A 15,782-nucleotide genomic window follows, 5' to 3' on the forward strand; every position below is an offset into this window, starting at 1 on the left:
GGTATAGTTTGACTTGGAAGCATTTACATCAGCTTCAGAATTAATTTGGAGGTTAGATTAATGAGCGTACATATTGCTGCTAAAGAAAATGAAATTGCGGAAACGGTTCTGCTTCCTGGAGATCCTTTGCGTGCAAAATATATTGCAGAAACATTTTTAGAAAATGCGGAGTGCTATAATGAAGTCCGCAACATGTTTGGCTACACAGGAACGTATAAAGGGAAGCGCATATCAGTTCAGGGTACAGGTATGGGTGTTCCATCCATTTCCATCTATATCAATGAACTGATGCAAAGCTATAATGTTCAAAACCTGATTAGAGTCGGAACGTGTGGTGCGATTCAAAAAGATGTAAAGGTTCGCGATGTAATCCTTGCGATGAGCTCTTCTACAGATTCCCAAATGAACAGGCTCACTTTCGGAGGAGTTGACTTTGCTCCGACAGCTAATTTTGATCTATTGAAAAAAGCTTATGATGCAGGTGTTGAAAAAGGATTAAACCTTAAAGTCGGAAATGTCTTTACAGCAGACATGTTCTATAATGACAATTCTGAACTTGAAAAATGGGCAAAATATCAGATCCTGGCAATTGAGATGGAAACCGCTGCTTTATATACGCTTGCTGCGAAGTTTGACCGCAAAGCATTATCTGTTTTAACAGTCAGTGATCACATCCTGACAGGTGAAGAAACGACTGCTGAAGAAAGACAAACCACCTTTAATGAAATGATCGAAGTTGCACTTGAGGCTGCTACTAAGGAATAATATAGAATGAAACTGGTTTACATGAGCCAGTTTTATTTTTTTTGAGGAGTGTGTGTTGAAATCATTAAAAAGGATATTTGTGGCGTTTGTCCTGTTTTTAATACGATTATGGACTAGTTGACGTGTAGTGTTAAAATAGTAATGTTGCAAAGAAATAAAAAGACAGGTGAGTTTGAATGAAGAAGATCTTAATTATGGCAGGGACCCTGAGCCTCCTGCTTTCCGGCTGCAGCCAGCTAGATCCGTATTTGGATAAAGCAAAGCCTTTTATTGAAAAGATTCCGTTCCTTGGGGAAGAGCAAAGCGTTGATGAACCCCCTAAGGAAGAAGAATCACTAAAAAAAGAAGAAGACAGTGCTGGAGAAGCAGGCAATGAAGTCAAAGAAGACATTCAAAAGGATCCCCTTTCATTAGAAGCTGCATATTTTAATGATATAAAAGCTGTGGATGGAAGAAATATTATCCAAAACCCTGATAATGTGATGGTCCTGGTGAATAAACAATTCAGCCTTCCGGATGGTTATGAGCCCCCCAAGCTAGTGATTCCGGATGTAGCATTTTCTTACGGGAAATTAGATTTGGAAAAAAGCTATATGCGAAAGGATGCTGCTGAAGGGCTGGAGAAGCTGTTTGCAGGTGCAATGAATGAAGGTGTGGAATTATTTGCTGTATCCGGTTATCGCTCATTTACACGGCAATCGGAAGTTTTTGATGCAGAAGTAAATAGAGTTGGTAAAGAAAAAGCGGTACAGGCTGTTGCAATTCCCGGAAGCAGTGAACATCAGACAGGGCTTACCATGGATATTTCGAGCAGAAGTGCAGGCCTTGAGCTTTCTGAAAAATTTGGGGAAACAAAGGAAGGAAAGTGGCTTGCTGAAAATGCGCATCGCTATGGTTTTATTCTACGCTATCCAAAAGGAAAAGAAACCATAACGGGTTATAAATATGAACCTTGGCACTTCCGTTATGTAGGCGTTGAAGCTGCGAAAGTCATTTATGAAAAGAAATGTACTTTGGAAGAGTACTTTGATATGGTTAAAAAAATCTAAGAGGCCCAAAAGGCCTCTTTTATTTGTTTTTCTGCTTCAGACTGCTTTTTCCTGGTTGGAAATAGAATATCACCGCTAAAATGAAGGGAACAGCGGGGAGGCCTGATAGAAAGCGGAGCACATTTTCTGTCCCTGTTAGGGAATAACCTAATGGCAGCAGAAGAAAGAAGCTTATTAGTGCAAATTTCCATGACTGATTCATGATTCCGGCAATTAGGCTGATTAGGGAAAGTGCAAAGCTTATCCATAATATTACGGTTAACAACATAAATTCACCCCTTAAGAAAGTGCTGGGAGAGCTGCTGGCGGGAAGATGAAAAGGCTTGATAGAGGGTTTAAGAATGGCTTTATAATAAAATATGTTTAAATCGGTAAAACATTAATGTTTTATTTTTCTGATGTAATAGCCGTTTTAATTCAAGTGTAATATGGCCTGGCCGGCTGTCTGTTCTCCTGATGTTTATAAACCTCCCATAATGAGGTAATTATAAAAGTAAGGTTACTTGTAAAAAGGAGGCACATGCTTTGGAAAAAGTTTCGTTTAAAGTTGCAGGCATGACCTGCGGACATTGTGAAGAGGCAGTCAAAAATGCCATTCTCTCCATCGATGGTGTGGCAAGCATCGCGATTGCCTTTCATGATGAACATGCAGAAATCGTCTACGAACCTGAAAAAACTGATAAGGAACATTTGATAAAAGTGATAGAAGACCAGGGCTATGGAGTTGCCTGATAAAAGAAAGAGCGCCAAGCATATTCTGCTGGCGCTCTTTCAAAGCTTTACACACATTTTTCTTTGTTATTTTTTCGATAAATGTTATTCTAATCATTAAGGATTGTACATAGTTATTTTACGGTGACGAAAGTGGTGAAGAGTTTGCAAAATGAAGATTTAAACAAGGAAACTTCTGAAGCACCAGATAATAACCATCCAGGTTTTATCCGCATGAAAAAGTTTCATTTTGTTATGCTGCTGTTTTTTATTGTGTTCCTGTCAGCTGGAATTACTACCTTTGCACTTGCTTTTGGAGATGAAAAGGCGGTAGATGTGGGAACAAGCGAAAGAAGGGAATTTGATAAGCTATATACAGCTTATGATACCCTTAAAGCAAACTATTTCCAGGAAGTGGATGAGAATAATCTTATTAATGGCGCTATTAATGGTATGCTTGAGGCGCTGGATGATCCATATTCGGACTATATGAATGAAGAAGAAGCCAAAAGCTTCCACCAGAGTATTTCTTCTTCTTTTGAAGGAATCGGAGCTGAAATTCAGGAACAGGAAGGCAACATAGTCATTGTGTCCCCATTGAAAGGCTCACCTGCTGAAAAGGCTGGGCTTAAGCCAAATGACAAGGTGCTCTCTGTTGATGGGAAAAGCCTTCAGGGGATGAGCTCTACAGAGGCCGTTATGCTGATCAGAGGCGAAAAAGGGACTAAAGTAAAACTTGCAATTCAGCGTCCCGGCACAGATGAGCCTATGAATATTTCCATTACACGTGATACTATCCCGCTTGAAACCGTTTATGGGGAAATGCTTGAAGACGGTATTGCTAAAGTACAGATTACTACTTTCTCTGAAAATACTTCTAAAGAACTGGTGGAAACTTTAAATGAACTGCAAAAACAGGGCATGAAAGGTTTAGTTCTGGATCTTCGCCAGAATCCAGGCGGCCTTCTCGATCAGGCAGTGGAAATCTCCAGCCTGTTTGTCCCGGATGGCGAGATATTATTCCAAATTGAAGACCGCAATGGAAACAGAGAAGAAATTAAAGCAAAGAAAGCAGAAAATCCGAATATTCCATTAGTCGTTGTGATTGATAAAGGAAGCGCCAGTGCTTCAGAAATTCTTGCCGCGGCAGTACACGAATCCGCAGATGTGCCGCTTGTTGGTGAAAAATCATTTGGGAAAGGCACCGTCCAGCGTGCACAGGACTTCTCCGATGGGTCAAACATGAAATTCACGACTGAAAAATGGCTGACACCGGAGGGAAATTGGATTCATAAAAAGGGGATAACACCTGACCACAAAGTGGCCTTACCGGAATACGCTTCGCTGCCATTTATTAATCCAGACACTGAATTAAAGCTTTCTGCTTCTTCAGCTCAGGTTAAAGCAGCTCAAGCTATGCTGAAAGCTTTGGGATATAATCCTGGAAGAGAAGACGGTTTCTTTGATGAAAAAACGGAAGCAGCTGTCAAGGAATTCCAGGCTGCTGAAAAGCTTGATCAAAATGGAGTATTATCAGGGCAGTCTACTCTTAGGCTGATGGAGAAACTTCGTGAAAAAATTGATCAAAATGACACGCAAATTCAAAAAGCAGCTGAAGTGCTGAAGAAAGAAATAGGGTCTTAATTTCAAAAGCTCTCCGATTCGGAGAGCTTTTTTAGTCTTTGTCAATCGGGGAAACCCCTTCTTCAGGTGCGCATAGCAGGTGGGGGATAGTTTAAGTGACACTGTTACAGAAAGGGTATATAAAGCGTTCCTCTTTCCCACAATGGTAGTAAACTTTTCTATAAAGCAGCGCAGGGGTGATTTTTCTTGAAAAAAATAATCATATTATTTTTACTTGCTGCAGCTATACTTTCCAGCTGCACGTCTTTTCAGCAAAAAGATAACAGGAATGCAGGGCAGGAGACAGAAATCGGTCAGTCCGACAAGGAGAATAAAGAGCCATCGGCGAGTGAAAATGCAACGAAAAACTTTTTGCTGATTGGTGTTGACAGCAGAGGTGAAAAGGAATCACGATCGGATGCCATTCTGCTGGCCAGCTATGACCCTTTAGGAGAATCCATTAAATTGGTTTCTCTAATGAGGGACAGCTATGTAAAAATACCGGATTATCAATATATGTACAGCAAATTGAATCATGCTTATTATATAGGCGGAAAGGATTTGTTAAAGAATACAATAGAACAAAACTTCGGAGTTCATATCGATCATACTGCTATAATTGATTTTAAGGGATTTACTGCAATGCTTGATGCTATAGCACCGGACGGAATCGAAGCTGAAGTCAGTTCCGCCATGATTGAAGATATGGGACTTAATCTGGAGCCGGGAAAACAAAAGCTTAAAGGAAGCGACTTATTATCATATGTAAGATTTCGCCATGATGGACAAAATGATTTTGGCAGAGTAGGCCGACAGCAGGAAATTTTGATTGCTCTTAAAGATGAAGTGATGAACCAATTCTCATCACCTGCCGGTTTAGCTAGGTTTCCGGAAGTTATCAGCCAGGCAATGAAGTACGTTGAGACTGACCTAAAACTTAATGAAGCTTTATCACTTGGTGTGAAGTTTTTAATGAACCCTGTTACTGATATTGAAACACTCAGGGTACCTGTTGAAGATAGTTATGAAAATAAAACATATGAACATGCGGGTTCGGTTCTCCAGCTTGATTTTGAAGAAAATTCAGAAGCGCTTAAGCAGTTTTTGGATGATGAAAAGAAATAGCGGAATTAAAAAGGCGTTTTTAAAAGTAAATGAGGGGCCCGCGGGCTCCTCATTTACTTTTTCTGCAGACTGCAATCCCAAAAGGGTAGTGTTTGCCTTCTCTTTTCGGTTCAATGAGAACACTTCGCTGATAATAAAATTCCGTCTCTCCGTATGACTTGAACAGTTCAATAAATTCATCTTCAGTCAGCTGGTGAAAATGGAAGGGTTCATTAGTTGGCTTCCCCCGCCCGGCACCAAAGGGCGTGGATAAAATGAGAGTCCCGCCCGGTTTTAGCATCTTAAAAAGACTGTTAAGGAATATTTCTTCTGATGGCAGGTGTTCAAGCGTTTCAAAACTCGTTATCACATCAAAGAATCCTAATTGTTCTTGGAGGGAATCATCTTCCGCGTTGCCTTTAATGTATTGCACGAGAGGGTGATAATGATGCTGTCTGGCATATTTCAGTGTATCGTCATCAATGTCCACTGCTACAATTTCACTAATTTCGTTTTTCTTGGCTTTAGCCATGATTTTTGAACCGTACCCCGTTCCGCAGGCAATATCAAGCACTCTTCCTTTAGCGTAATAAAGGGAAAAATAGTAACGTGCCAAATGTTCCAGAAGCATTCCATTAGTAACCGGCATTTCCTCCAGTATGATTCTTTCTCCAGTATTATCGAGCATTTTTGTCCACCATCCTTAATAGAAATTATAGCAAATATGTCTTATGGTTTGTATGGACTGCTAAAATCATATAAAATGGGTCATTAGACAGGATAGCTATAATGAGGTGATCCTTTGAAGCAGGTAGTAAACCTTAATGAAGAGACCCGCAGGCAAATATCGGATATTGAAAAAAAATGTGAAAAGCTTTCAGAAGAACTTCTTAATAAGTATAAAACAGACTTTCAAACTGAAGAGGAAAATCTGGTAGTAGACCTGGTCAGAACGATTAAAGGCAGGCATGCTTCAGAAAACGATGTGTTTGAAAATGATTATGAATCCATTATGGAACTGGGAATTGAGACGGAGGAGGAATTTTTTCCGAATGCTTATATTCCCATCTGGAAATGCAAACAGGAAATGTTTCATTCAGTTGGGTATTTAACCAACCTGGATATTGATTCAATAGAGAAGAAACTGCTGCTTATGATTGAAGAAATGCTGGCAGATCGTATAGAAGGGGAAAACTATGAATAAAACAGAAATATATATACTATCAGGTTTTCTTGGGAGCGGGAAAACGACGCTGCTAAAGCAGCTGCTCCAGGATGAAAAAAAGCAAGGCAGAAAAGTGGCAGTCATGATGAACGAGCTTGGGAAAGTTTCAATTGATTCGGACGCAGTTGATGATGGAGTGCCTTTAAAAGAGCTGCTTGACGGCTGTATATGCTGTACGATTTCAGATAAACTTGAGGCCCAGCTTCAGGAACTACTGATGGTTGAAAAGCCGGAAGCGATCTATATTGAAACTACAGGTGCTGCTCATCCCATTGAAGTTCTGGATAGCATTCTTTCCCCGCTCTTTGCAGACAGGATGCAGGTAAAAGGCATTATTTCTGTTGTTGACAGTCCAAGATGGCTTAATAGAAATATGTTAAGCCCTCAGGTGCAGCAGCTTTTAATTGAGCAGGTAAGGCATGCAGACTTAATAATTTTGAATAAAGCAGATGAACTTTCTGATGCGGAACAAGCGCGGCTTACTATGGAGATTCAGGGTCTAAACAGCCAGGCGTCCACCATCTTAACTTCATACTCAAAGATTTCTGTGAAGCAGGTAAGAGGTATGTCCTCAGGGAAAAGGACCAAGGTATCCAGGACACATGTTTATTCTGATTTAAAGCTTAGCACGTTCGTTTATAGGTTTCAAAAAGCTGTCAATCAGACTGATTTTGAGGATTTTCTTAGAGGACTTCCAGACACTGTGTATAGAATAAAAGGGTATATGAAGCTGAACTCTTCACAGTATCCGTATCTTTTTCAGTTTTCTTATGGAATGCCGCTTTATATGCAGGAAAACATTAATATGCCCCTGAATATGGTGTTTATTGGGGAGAATCTTGATTGGGCAGAAATCGAACAAAGGTTAAAAATTCTGGAAGCAACTAATTAATCAGGATAGTTAAAGTAAATCGCACTCATATGGTGCGATTTTTTTATTGTCTGAGTGAATGAAGAAAACCTTTTTTTGGGAAACTCATTATATAATGCCTCACCGAAAAAACCTATAAATGAGTGGAATTTATGAAAACTTTACACATCATCATGGTATTCATCTTTCTTCTTTTTGCAGGCGGCACACATACTTCTGCAGAAGAAGAGGGGATTAGCTGGCGGATTGAGATGCTGCCATGGGAGAAAGTGAATAGGATATTGCCGAAATACAGTAAATTTACCGTTCTGGATGTTGAAACAGGCAAGAAGTTTAAGGTTCAGCGGCGTGCCGGAAGCCATCATGCAGATGTTCAGCCATTAAATGCTGAAGAAACAAAAATCATGAAAAGCATTTACGGCGGAAAATGGAGCTGGAAACGGCGCGCCATCATAGTTATTAATGGAAATCAATGGATAGCGGCTTCCATGCATGGTATGCCCCACGGAGGAGGTGCACTGAAAAATAATTTTCCAGGGCACTTTTGCATTCATTTCTTTGGGAGTACTACACATCGGACAAACTTTATGGACTTATCACACAAGCTAATGATTTTGAAAGCGGCAGGAAAGCTTGATGGATATCTCAATAATGCCAATCCATATGAAGTAATCAGTGCATTCATGGCAGGACTAAAACAGCAGGATACCAGGATTGTCCAGTCAATTTCCCTCCAGCCTTTAGCATGGAATAAAGTCCTGCCCAGAATTGAGAAGGTAAGGCTAAGTGCGATGCCCGTCCTTCCGGCTGAGGATTTGACAGATGAGCTGAGCATGGAGGTGCCGGTGGAAGCAGATTGGCTTATAAAAAACCTCGGCAGACAGCATTTTCGAGGAAGCATATATCTTGTGCGCTTTTCACAGGCTGATCCATGGAAAGTGGATAATAAAAGGTTCTTAAAGGAAAATAAGTTAGTGAACGAATAAAAGCCTGAGAATAGACTCTCAGACCTTTATTCGTTTTACTGTTTTTCGCCAAATTTGATGAATGTCCGCTCGTCTTCAACAAGGCCGCAAGCTGCACATTGAACCCTTTTATCAGGACCTTTGTAAGGCATATGGAAGGGGGACAACTGTTCACTGCTGTACTCTTCCAAAACATTTCCTGTCTGAGGATCCATCTTAATTGATTGAGGCACCTGCTGAATAATATTGAATCGGCTTCTGTTTGTTTTACAGTTTGGGCACCGGTAAGGTGAATTCATACCTCATTCTCCTTTCTCGCATATTAGCTGTATTTTTTGCATTTATAAATTTATTTATGTAAAAATACATCTAAGGAAATATATTTGTTTCCTGTTTTGGAAGGGATGTGGCAAGCTATGGTTCCAGACTATGAAAAGCTTTTGAATGAATACAGGAAGCTATGGAATAACCGGAAACTCGAAGAAGATACTAACGCAGAAAATATTTTGAAGGAAGCAATCTCCAGGGAACTAAGGGACGAAAACTCCCATCCAAGAGTCCGTAAAACTATCTATGAAAAATTTTACCTTGCTATTAAGAGAATTGCACAGTCAGACCTGGATGATAAATCCAAGGCAGCACTTATCCAAATCCATATCCATGAAGCAGAAGGCTTGAAATAGGGAGGTTCAAACCTCCTTTTTATTAATCGCTTTTTTCTCAACGTTTGTCGTCACTTTTTACTTATTAGCTGAGTTGATTGGAGCGGAGGGTGCGAGATCCTCGAAAATGCTATCGCATTTTCTTCGTACGGTGTTTACTCAGGTAAGCTTAACTAACGTCCTGCGGGAGTAGCTGGACAGGTGAGAGACCCCGCAGATGCGCAGCGTTGAGGAAGCTCACCGCCTGCTCCGCGGTTCGCTGAGCATCCTATTGCTGCAAACGGACAACATTGTTAATTGTTAGCCAAAGCAACATTTAATGCGAGAAGAGCCTTTTTATTAGGCTTACTGCAGATTTCAAGATCCTTTCACATTTATCTCACAAAATTAATGTAAGATAAAGATAAGATAGACATGAGGAGAAATCGTATGTCAAAAAAAATGTATGGGCTTTTCTTTTTATGGATCATAGCGGCCTTCCTTACTTCCTGTTCAGAAAAGAAACAGCCTGCAATACCAGAGGATATAAGCTTTGCTGCCACAGTAAATATCAAGGATATGACGATATCTTTTGTCGACCTGAAAAAAAAGGAGCTGGTGGGAGAATGGTCTATGGAAAAACCGTATACTGGCGCTTTGATTCTCCCGGATAATGATTCCATTCTCCTTTATGGAAAACACCTTGAAACAGCTGATCTTTATTCCTTAAAGGAAGGCAAAATGATTGACAGCTGGGAAACAGGAGAAGGAATCGTAAATGGAATCCTAATTGATACGAATGAAATCGTTTTAGCAGATCAGCATTTAAACAAAATCAGGTTCTTTGATTTAAATGGAGAAGAAGAAAAACAGGTCGAATCTGAGATAGATCCGCTTACCCTGCTGGAATCCCGTGAAAAGAATAAGTTATTTGTTCTAAGCTTCAATCATAAAAAAATGGGAATTATCGACCTTAAATCTAAAGTGAAAAGCGGGGAGTTTACGATCCATCCTTCAGCAGCCGGTGCGTGGCTTAATGAGAAAAACGGTGAAATCTGGGTCGGGGGACATGGAGAAGGTGTAGAGATTGAACAAAATATCCACGTATATGATGAAGAAACGGGAAAGTTAAAGAAGAAAATTCCAGCCGCTTCGATGCCGATAAATTTTCTGGGACAAGAAAATCAAGTATATGTTCTAAGCCATGGTTCAAATATGTTATATAAAATTAATGAATCAGGTGAAGAAACAGCCTCTGTTTCGATTGCAGCAAATCCTTTTGAAATGACTTTTGCAGCACATAAGCTATTAGTGGCCGGTTATGACAGCAATGATTTACATATACTGGATCCGGAAAGTTTAAAAACGCTTAAAAGTATCAAGGTTGGAGAGGGTCCTTTTAAAATAGTCATTAGGGAGAGTGTGAAATAACATGCTGAATATCCTGATTATAGATGATGAAGCAGATATGAGGCATTTAATTGAAATGTACCTTGGGAATTCAGGGTTTGCATGCTTTTCAGCAGAAAGCGGCTTTGAAGCATATGGAATACTTGAAAATAATGTAATGGACTTAATTATTTTGGATATCATGATGCCTGGGGAGGATGGATTTGAAGTTTGTTCCAGAATAAGGGAAAAATCAAATGTGCCAATTATATTTCTCTCTGCTAAAGGGGAAGAGTGGGATAAAGTGAAAGCCCTGCAGTTAGGTGGGGATGACTATATTGTCAAACCTTTCAGTCCAGGAGAGCTTGTCGCCAGAATCAATGCTGTCCTTCGAAGAACAGGCGGATTAAAAAGTGACATGGATTCTATTCAAATTGGAAAGATTGCAATTGACATGAAGGCGAGAAAAGTTTCAGTTGCGGGAAAGCATGTCACGCTAACTCTAAAAGAATATGAATTGCTTCTGTTTTTAATCGAACATAAAAGCCAGGTATTAAGCAGGGAGCAGCTTCTTGAATATATATGGGGCATTGATTATACAGGGAGTTTGAGAACAGTGGATACTCATATAAAAACGCTTAGAATGAAGCTTGGGGTTGGAGATTATATTCAAACAGTCTGGGGAGTTGGCTATAAATTAGAGGTGCCGGATTAATGAAATTCCTGACCAATAGCCTGGCTAAAAAAATGTGGCTGACTGTAACAGCCGCAATTATTATTACGATCCTATATTCCTATTTATTGTCTTACTTATTTTATGAAAAGATTTATGTGGATAATGTCAGGGATTCCCTGCTGACTGAGGGGAGAAGCCTGGCTTCAGAGTACCACGGAGGTGCTTTAACAGAGGATATCAGGAAAAAAATCGAATGGTATAATTCAAAGTCCGAAACAGAGATTTTTATAGTCAGTAATCCCAGAGAGCTTAGTGCCTGTCTGCCTTTTGAAATTGACTATCAGACACTAATTGGTAAATCAGAGCGTGAAGAGCTTCTCAAAGGCATTCCAGTTGAAAAACTGGGCTATGAAAAAAGGTTTGACCGAAATATTATGGGTGTCATTATTCCGCTGCTTGATGATAATCGGCTTCAAGGCATTATATATTTATATGTTCCCCTCGCGAAGATTTCAGAGATTACCCGGGATTTTGCCTATCTGTGGCTCGCTGCTGCGGCGGTATTTACTGTTATCAGCATCACTTTAGGTACCATGCTTGTTAAAAAACTGACAAGGCCTTTACTGGATATGAAAGATGCAGCTGAACATGTCTCACAGGGAAACTATGATGTTCATTTAAAGATTGATTCAAAGGACGAAATTGGCCAGCTGGCCAACGCCTTCAATTATATGTCCTCCTCTATACGAAAAGAAGACGAAAAGAAAAGGGAATTTCTCGCGAATGTATCTCATGAGTTAAGAACCCCTATCAGCTATGTAAAAGGCTACAGTGAGGCGATCATTTCCGGAATGGAAAAATCCGAAGAGGACAGAAAAAAATACTTGCAGCTGATACTTAGAGAATCTCGAAGGATGGAACGTCTCGTTGGAGATTTACTTGATTTATCCAAACTTGAATCTGACGAATACAAACTCGAAAAAATGCCGCTGCCATTGGCGCAGTTAATAGAGGACGCTATTGAGAAATATAAGCCGGTCCTCCGTGAAAAAAATGTTGATCTGCAATATCGCCTGAATCCTGAAGTAATCATTAACGGTGATGAAGGCAGGATTGAGCAGGTTATCCAAAATATTATGGATAATTCCATCAGATATACAGCAGATGGCAGAATCTGCATCCGTTTATCTCAAGAGAGAGATCAATGCCTGATTGAAATAGAGGATACAGGAATAGGGATTTCAGAAGAACATTTAAGCAAAATTAAACAAAGGTTTTATAGAGTGAATAAAGGCAGAACAAGATCAGATGGAGGCACAGGTCTTGGTCTGGCAATTGCAGAAAAGCTGGTTAAGCTCCATCAAGGCGAGCTGACTGTGTTCAGTGAATTAAATAAGGGGACTACAGTTAGAATCATGCTGCCACTGCTTGAATTGAAGTAAATATAGAGGAGATCTACTGATGAAAAAACTAATGTTTATTTGGCTTGCGATAATGATAATTTTTAGCCTCGCTGCCTGCAGCAATAATAATGCAGCCGAAGAAGAGCCGCAATTCCTGGATGTAAAGTTATCTATAAAACCTGAAAAAGCAAAAGTGAATGAACCGGTTGTTTTTGAAGCAAAGGTTACTTATGGGGATGAAGAGGTTACTGATGCAGACGAAGTGAAGTTTGAGATCTGGAAAGCAAATGCCGAAGAACATGAAAAAGTACTTGTTGAACATGCTGAATACGGAATCTATCGGTTGGAGAAAAGCTTTAAAGAAGAAGGTACCTATTATATATATTCACACGTTACGGCGCGCAGGATGCACAATATGCCTAAAAAGGAATTTGTTATCGGCAGTCCCAGTCCACCTGAAATAGATTCAGGCAGCCAGGAAGAAAATATGGATGACAATGAGCATGGCAGCCATTAAAAATCAGCATTAGGCTGATTTTTTATTTTGAAATCGAGTAATTCTGCAGAAATTATTCTTTCAGGGGTATATATACCCATTTGTGGGTGCATATACCCATCACATTTGTTACATTGGTGTAATAAAAGTAAAAAAAAGAATAAGGATAAAAACCTGTCAATACTGATCTTTTAGTATATAAATGGTACTGGATAAGGAAGCTTCCATTAAAGACAATAAAAGACAGAAAGCTATTTACCCAATTTAAGTGTTTATAAACGTTTATAAACCCATTAAAATAAGTATTTATGAAACTTGAAGGCTGATATCTACCAGTACCTAAGTCTATCTCAATAGCTGGATTCAAGAATTTGTAAAATCTGTCCAAAAATATTACGAAAAACCCTGTGTTATGATGATTGTGCAAGTCACACAGCACCACACAACAAAGAAAACAAACACAGGGAGGATTTATATACATGAATAAGAAAGTTATTTACTCAGTAGCAGCGGCAGCGGCATTACTAGTATCAGCACCGGGAGCTAACCAGGCGGACGCAGCTTCAAATTGTCCTACTCCTGAGCAAGCTAAGAAAATGGTAGTTTCTCAATCTGGTAACCTAAGCCAGGAACAAATTAATAATATTCTTCAAAAATATCTTAAAAACTACAATATTGATAATGTACAAGTAAACAAACCGGCAGCACAAAAACAGGCAGCACCTGCACCTGCAAAAGCAGAGCAGCCTGCAAAAGCTCCAGCACAGCAGCCTGTAAAAGCACAAGAAACAGCAAAAGCACCTGCTGAACAGACAAAAGAAGCTGCACCTGCATCTTCTGAAGTAAGTGCTTACGAGAAAAAAGTTCTTGAATTAACGAACCAGGAACGTGAAAAAGCTGGAGTGCCTGCGCTTAAATTGGACGAAGAACTAAGCAAGGTAGCTCGTGAAAAATCACGTGATATGAAGTCTAAAGGATACTTTGACCATAACAGCCCAACTTACGGTTCACCTTTCGATATGATGAAGCAATTCGGCATCTCATACACTACAGCAGGAGAAAACATTGCTATGGGCCAACAGTCTCCTGAAGAAGTTGTACAAGCTTGGATGAATAGTGAAGGCCACCGCAAAAACATCATGAATGCCAACTTTACACACCTTGGTGTTGGCCATGTTGCTGATGGTAACTACTGGACACAGATGTTCATCGGAAAATAATATTTGAACGAATAAAAGGCAGCCTCTTCAGGCTGTCTTTTTTTTGTACTATTATTCTTTATAGTATGGGCTTTCCCACCATGTATGTATTCAATCATTCATTGGAACATTAATAATAGCTGTTAAAATTGAATGACAACAGGTGATTTAAATGGAAATTAGAAAAGGAACTAAAGACGATTTGAAGGAAATAATGGAAATTGTCCAGAAGACGGTCAGTATTATGGAATCTGAGGGGAATGATCAATGGAACAGAACATATCCCCGAAAGGAAGACTTTTCAGCTGATATCCAAGCCGGCAGTTTGTACACTGCCATCTTTGAAGGAAATGTTGCAGGTTCCATTACTGTTGATCAAATCCAGGCGGAGGAATATAAAAATGGTTCATGGAGAAAAGATGAGCCCTGCTTTGTATTTCACCGTCTGGCCGTGGATCCTGATATAAGAGGGGAGGGGATTGCGAGCAGGTTAATTACATTTGCTGAAGATCATGCAATGAATAACGGGATATACTATATGAGAACAGATACATACTCGCTGAACAAAAAGGCTCAAAGTTTATTTGAGAAAAATGGATATGTTAAAGCAGGTACAATCTTCATGGATCGGGAAAATCCTTTTTACTGCTATGATAAGCTGCTTGATTAAAGCTGCTCTTCATTCTTTACTATAATGGGTATTATTTCTTTCTCTTCGAATAGGACGGGAAGAGAAATGGAAAGTATCCCGTTTTCAAATGATGATTCTATCGAATATTTATCAACAGGCATAGGGAGGGTGAGAACTTTTTCGAAAGTTCTACTATGTCTTTCTTTCAGAAAGTAGCGCAAGTGCTGCTGAAATGCTGAACATTTTCCTTTTATAATTAGTTCATTTTGCACAAGAGATACTTTAATATCGCTTTTGCTTATACCGGGGAGCTCTGCTTCAATTTTGATGTTGCCATTTTTCTCATACATGTCACAGCGCGGAAAAATATCCTGATTTGATAGAAAATGATTTATTTTTTCCTGCTCCAGACCTGAAAAGGAAAGTTTCTTATTCTGATTGAAATCTCCTGTTGAAATTAGCGTTTCCCAGAAATCCTGATCTTGATATTGCGCGGTTTTTTTCATTAAATCTTTCCACTTTTCCAGTTCCATAAGGAGGCCTCCTTTATAATATTTCTGTTACATCTATCTCTGAATATTGCATATCGACATTTTTAGGTATTTTTATCTCCATATAGCCCTCTTTGCAACTGGCGGATGATCCTTTTTTCCTGACAATGGCAGGGAGGGTAATAATATGTTTATCGTCTTTATCGGGAATATGCTCGATAATCATTTGGTTGGAGGTATGATAAAGCTTCATTTCTTTTAACCATTCCTCGTTTTTTATTGGAAATCTTACAAAAACATAATCATGGGTTTCGAAGACGGATGAATTAAGTGGTGCAGAATTTGATTGTTGATTAGTTCCGGGGGCTGCAGCATTAAAGCCTTTCATAAAATCCGGTGCTCCAGTCATTCCCTGCATATTCTGTGGAAACATTTGCCCCATAATATTTTTAATATATTTATCAATTTCCTCTGGTTTCATTTGGCTGGGAGGATTCTTCATATCTTTATTAAACGGAAAAAGATTCCACGGGAACATCCTTC

At 39.5% G+C, this 15,782-nt stretch carries 19 protein-coding genes; 15 read left to right on the forward strand and 4 right to left on the reverse strand.

Going from position 1 to position 15,782, the window contains the following annotated elements; translation table 11 throughout:
- The first annotated feature begins 60 nt into the window (after positions 1 to 60).
- The 5 genes from deoD (at position 61) to M3205_RS04210 (ending at position 5,273) form a co-directional block, all read left to right on the forward strand.
- Complete coding sequence (deoD, locus tag M3205_RS04190) at positions 61 to 765, forward strand: purine-nucleoside phosphorylase (protein WP_251168785.1); 705 nt, start codon at positions 61 to 63, stop codon at positions 763 to 765.
- Between the two features lie 176 nt (positions 766 to 941).
- Positions 942 to 1,814 carry a M15 family metallopeptidase gene (locus M3205_RS04195; protein WP_251168786.1) on the forward strand — a complete coding sequence of 291 codons (873 nt, stop codon included), beginning with the start codon at positions 942 to 944 and terminating at the stop codon, positions 1,812 to 1,814.
- A 525-nt stretch (positions 1,815 to 2,339) separates the two neighbouring features.
- Entirely contained in the window at positions 2,340 to 2,546 is a 207-nt protein-coding gene (locus M3205_RS04200) for a heavy-metal-associated domain-containing protein (protein ID WP_251168787.1), read from the forward strand.
- 144 nt (positions 2,547 to 2,690) lie between these two features.
- Positions 2,691 to 4,169: a lmo1851 family serine protease gene (locus M3205_RS04205; RefSeq protein WP_285886083.1), complete on the forward strand. Its 1,479-nt coding sequence runs from the start codon at positions 2,691 to 2,693 to the stop codon at positions 4,167 to 4,169.
- Between the two features lie 186 nt (positions 4,170 to 4,355).
- A complete protein-coding gene (locus tag M3205_RS04210; RefSeq protein ID WP_251168788.1) occupies positions 4,356 to 5,273 on the forward strand; it encodes an LCP family protein in 918 nt (305 codons plus the stop codon).
- 49 nt (positions 5,274 to 5,322) lie between these two features.
- Here the strand turns inward: M3205_RS04210 and M3205_RS04215 are convergent, their stop codons facing one another.
- Positions 5,323 to 5,940: a class I SAM-dependent methyltransferase gene (locus M3205_RS04215; protein WP_251168789.1), complete on the reverse strand. Its 618-nt coding sequence runs from the start codon at positions 5,938 to 5,940 to the stop codon at positions 5,323 to 5,325.
- 114 nt (positions 5,941 to 6,054) lie between these two features.
- On the opposite strand from M3205_RS04215, the gene M3205_RS04220 reads away from it, so the two are divergent.
- The 3 genes from M3205_RS04220 to M3205_RS04230 all read left to right on the forward strand — a co-directional run bounded on the left by M3205_RS04220 (position 6,055) and on the right by M3205_RS04230 (position 8,334).
- Positions 6,055 to 6,456, forward strand: coding sequence for a hypothetical protein (locus tag M3205_RS04220; protein ID WP_251168790.1), 402 nt, complete (start codon positions 6,055 to 6,057; stop codon positions 6,454 to 6,456).
- The gene (locus tag M3205_RS04225; RefSeq protein ID WP_251168791.1) at positions 6,449 to 7,369 is read left to right on the forward strand and encodes a CobW family GTP-binding protein; all 921 of its coding nucleotides are present in this window, start codon (positions 6,449 to 6,451) and stop codon (positions 7,367 to 7,369) included. The genes M3205_RS04220 and M3205_RS04225 overlap by 8 nt, the downstream gene beginning before the upstream one ends.
- Before the next feature lie 131 nt (positions 7,370 to 7,500).
- Positions 7,501 to 8,334, forward strand: a complete 834-nt coding sequence (locus tag M3205_RS04230) for a hypothetical protein (RefSeq protein WP_251168792.1) — start codon at positions 7,501 to 7,503, stop codon at positions 8,332 to 8,334.
- A gap of 35 nt (positions 8,335 to 8,369) precedes the next feature.
- Here M3205_RS04230 and M3205_RS04235 read toward each other — a convergent pair whose 3' ends face one another.
- Complete coding sequence (locus tag M3205_RS04235; RefSeq protein WP_009332565.1) at positions 8,370 to 8,612, reverse strand: hypothetical protein; 243 nt, start codon at positions 8,610 to 8,612, stop codon at positions 8,370 to 8,372.
- Positions 8,613 to 8,729: 117 nt separating this feature from the next.
- Here M3205_RS04235 and M3205_RS04240 point away from each other — a divergent pair, with 117 nt between their 5' ends.
- The 7 genes from M3205_RS04240 (at position 8,730) to M3205_RS04270 (ending at position 14,787) form a co-directional block, all read left to right on the forward strand.
- On the forward strand, positions 8,730 to 8,996 hold the full coding sequence (locus M3205_RS04240) for a hypothetical protein (RefSeq protein ID WP_251168793.1): 267 nt from the start codon (positions 8,730 to 8,732) through the stop codon (positions 8,994 to 8,996).
- A gap of 408 nt (positions 8,997 to 9,404) precedes the next feature.
- A complete protein-coding gene (locus M3205_RS04245) occupies positions 9,405 to 10,385 on the forward strand; it encodes a YncE family protein (protein ID WP_251168794.1) in 981 nt (326 codons plus the stop codon).
- A gap of 1 nt (position 10,386) precedes the next feature.
- Positions 10,387 to 11,058: a response regulator transcription factor gene (locus M3205_RS04250; protein ID WP_251168795.1), complete on the forward strand. Its 672-nt coding sequence runs from the start codon at positions 10,387 to 10,389 to the stop codon at positions 11,056 to 11,058.
- Complete coding sequence (locus tag M3205_RS04255) at positions 11,058 to 12,461, forward strand: sensor histidine kinase (RefSeq protein WP_251168796.1); 1,404 nt, start codon at positions 11,058 to 11,060, stop codon at positions 12,459 to 12,461. Before M3205_RS04250 ends, M3205_RS04255 begins: the two co-directional genes overlap by 1 nt.
- Positions 12,462 to 12,480: 19 nt before the next feature.
- Complete coding sequence (locus tag M3205_RS04260) at positions 12,481 to 12,939, forward strand: FixH family protein (RefSeq protein WP_251168797.1); 459 nt, start codon at positions 12,481 to 12,483, stop codon at positions 12,937 to 12,939.
- Positions 12,940 to 13,397: 458 nt separating this feature from the next.
- Positions 13,398 to 14,138, forward strand: a complete 741-nt coding sequence (locus M3205_RS04265; protein WP_251168798.1) for a CAP domain-containing protein — start codon at positions 13,398 to 13,400, stop codon at positions 14,136 to 14,138.
- A gap of 151 nt (positions 14,139 to 14,289) precedes the next feature.
- Entirely contained in the window at positions 14,290 to 14,787 is a 498-nt protein-coding gene (locus M3205_RS04270; RefSeq protein WP_251168799.1) for a GNAT family N-acetyltransferase, read from the forward strand.
- On the opposite strand, the gene M3205_RS04275 is transcribed toward M3205_RS04270, so the two are convergent.
- Positions 14,784 to 15,281 carry an Hsp20/alpha crystallin family protein gene (locus M3205_RS04275; RefSeq protein ID WP_251168800.1) on the reverse strand — a complete coding sequence of 166 codons (498 nt, stop codon included), beginning with the start codon at positions 15,279 to 15,281 and terminating at the stop codon, positions 14,784 to 14,786. The genes M3205_RS04270 and M3205_RS04275 overlap by 4 nt on opposite strands.
- Positions 15,282 to 15,294: 13 nt before the next feature.
- A complete protein-coding gene (locus M3205_RS04280) occupies positions 15,295 to 15,777 on the reverse strand; it encodes a spore coat protein (RefSeq protein WP_095246094.1) in 483 nt (160 codons plus the stop codon).
- Positions 15,778 to 15,782 lie beyond the last annotated feature (5 nt).

The organism is Cytobacillus firmus, from assembly GCF_023715565.1.
Taxonomy (GTDB): Bacteria; Bacillota; Bacilli; order Bacillales; family Cytobacillaceae; genus Cytobacillus; species Cytobacillus firmus_C.

Coding starts and splice junctions, on each gene's coding strand:
- deoD (WP_251168785.1), top strand. CDS start 61: ATGAGCGTACATATTGCTGCTAAAGAAAATGAAATTGCGGAAACGGTT.
- M3205_RS04195 (WP_251168786.1), top strand. CDS start 942: ATGAAGAAGATCTTAATTATGGCAGGGACCCTGAGCCTCCTGCTTTCC.
- M3205_RS04215 (WP_251168789.1), bottom strand. CDS start 5,940: ATGCTCGATAATACTGGAGAAAGAATCATACTGGAGGAAATGCCGGTT.
- M3205_RS04225 (WP_251168791.1), top strand. CDS start 6,449: ATGAATAAAACAGAAATATATATACTATCAGGTTTTCTTGGGAGCGGG.
- M3205_RS04230 (WP_251168792.1), top strand. CDS start 7,501: ATGAAAACTTTACACATCATCATGGTATTCATCTTTCTTCTTTTTGCA.
- M3205_RS04235 (WP_009332565.1), bottom strand. CDS start 8,612: ATGAATTCACCTTACCGGTGCCCAAACTGTAAAACAAACAGAAGCCGA.
- M3205_RS04240 (WP_251168793.1), top strand. CDS start 8,730: ATGGTTCCAGACTATGAAAAGCTTTTGAATGAATACAGGAAGCTATGG.
- M3205_RS04245 (WP_251168794.1), top strand. CDS start 9,405: ATGTCAAAAAAAATGTATGGGCTTTTCTTTTTATGGATCATAGCGGCC.
- M3205_RS04250 (WP_251168795.1), top strand. CDS start 10,387: ATGCTGAATATCCTGATTATAGATGATGAAGCAGATATGAGGCATTTA.
- M3205_RS04255 (WP_251168796.1), top strand. CDS start 11,058: ATGAAATTCCTGACCAATAGCCTGGCTAAAAAAATGTGGCTGACTGTA.
- M3205_RS04260 (WP_251168797.1), top strand. CDS start 12,481: ATGAAAAAACTAATGTTTATTTGGCTTGCGATAATGATAATTTTTAGC.
- M3205_RS04265 (WP_251168798.1), top strand. CDS start 13,398: ATGAATAAGAAAGTTATTTACTCAGTAGCAGCGGCAGCGGCATTACTA.
- M3205_RS04270 (WP_251168799.1), top strand. CDS start 14,290: ATGGAAATTAGAAAAGGAACTAAAGACGATTTGAAGGAAATAATGGAA.
- M3205_RS04275 (WP_251168800.1), bottom strand. CDS start 15,281: ATGGAACTGGAAAAGTGGAAAGATTTAATGAAAAAAACCGCGCAATAT.
- M3205_RS04280 (WP_095246094.1), bottom strand. CDS start 15,777: ATGTTCCCGTGGAATCTTTTTCCGTTTAATAAAGATATGAAGAATCCT.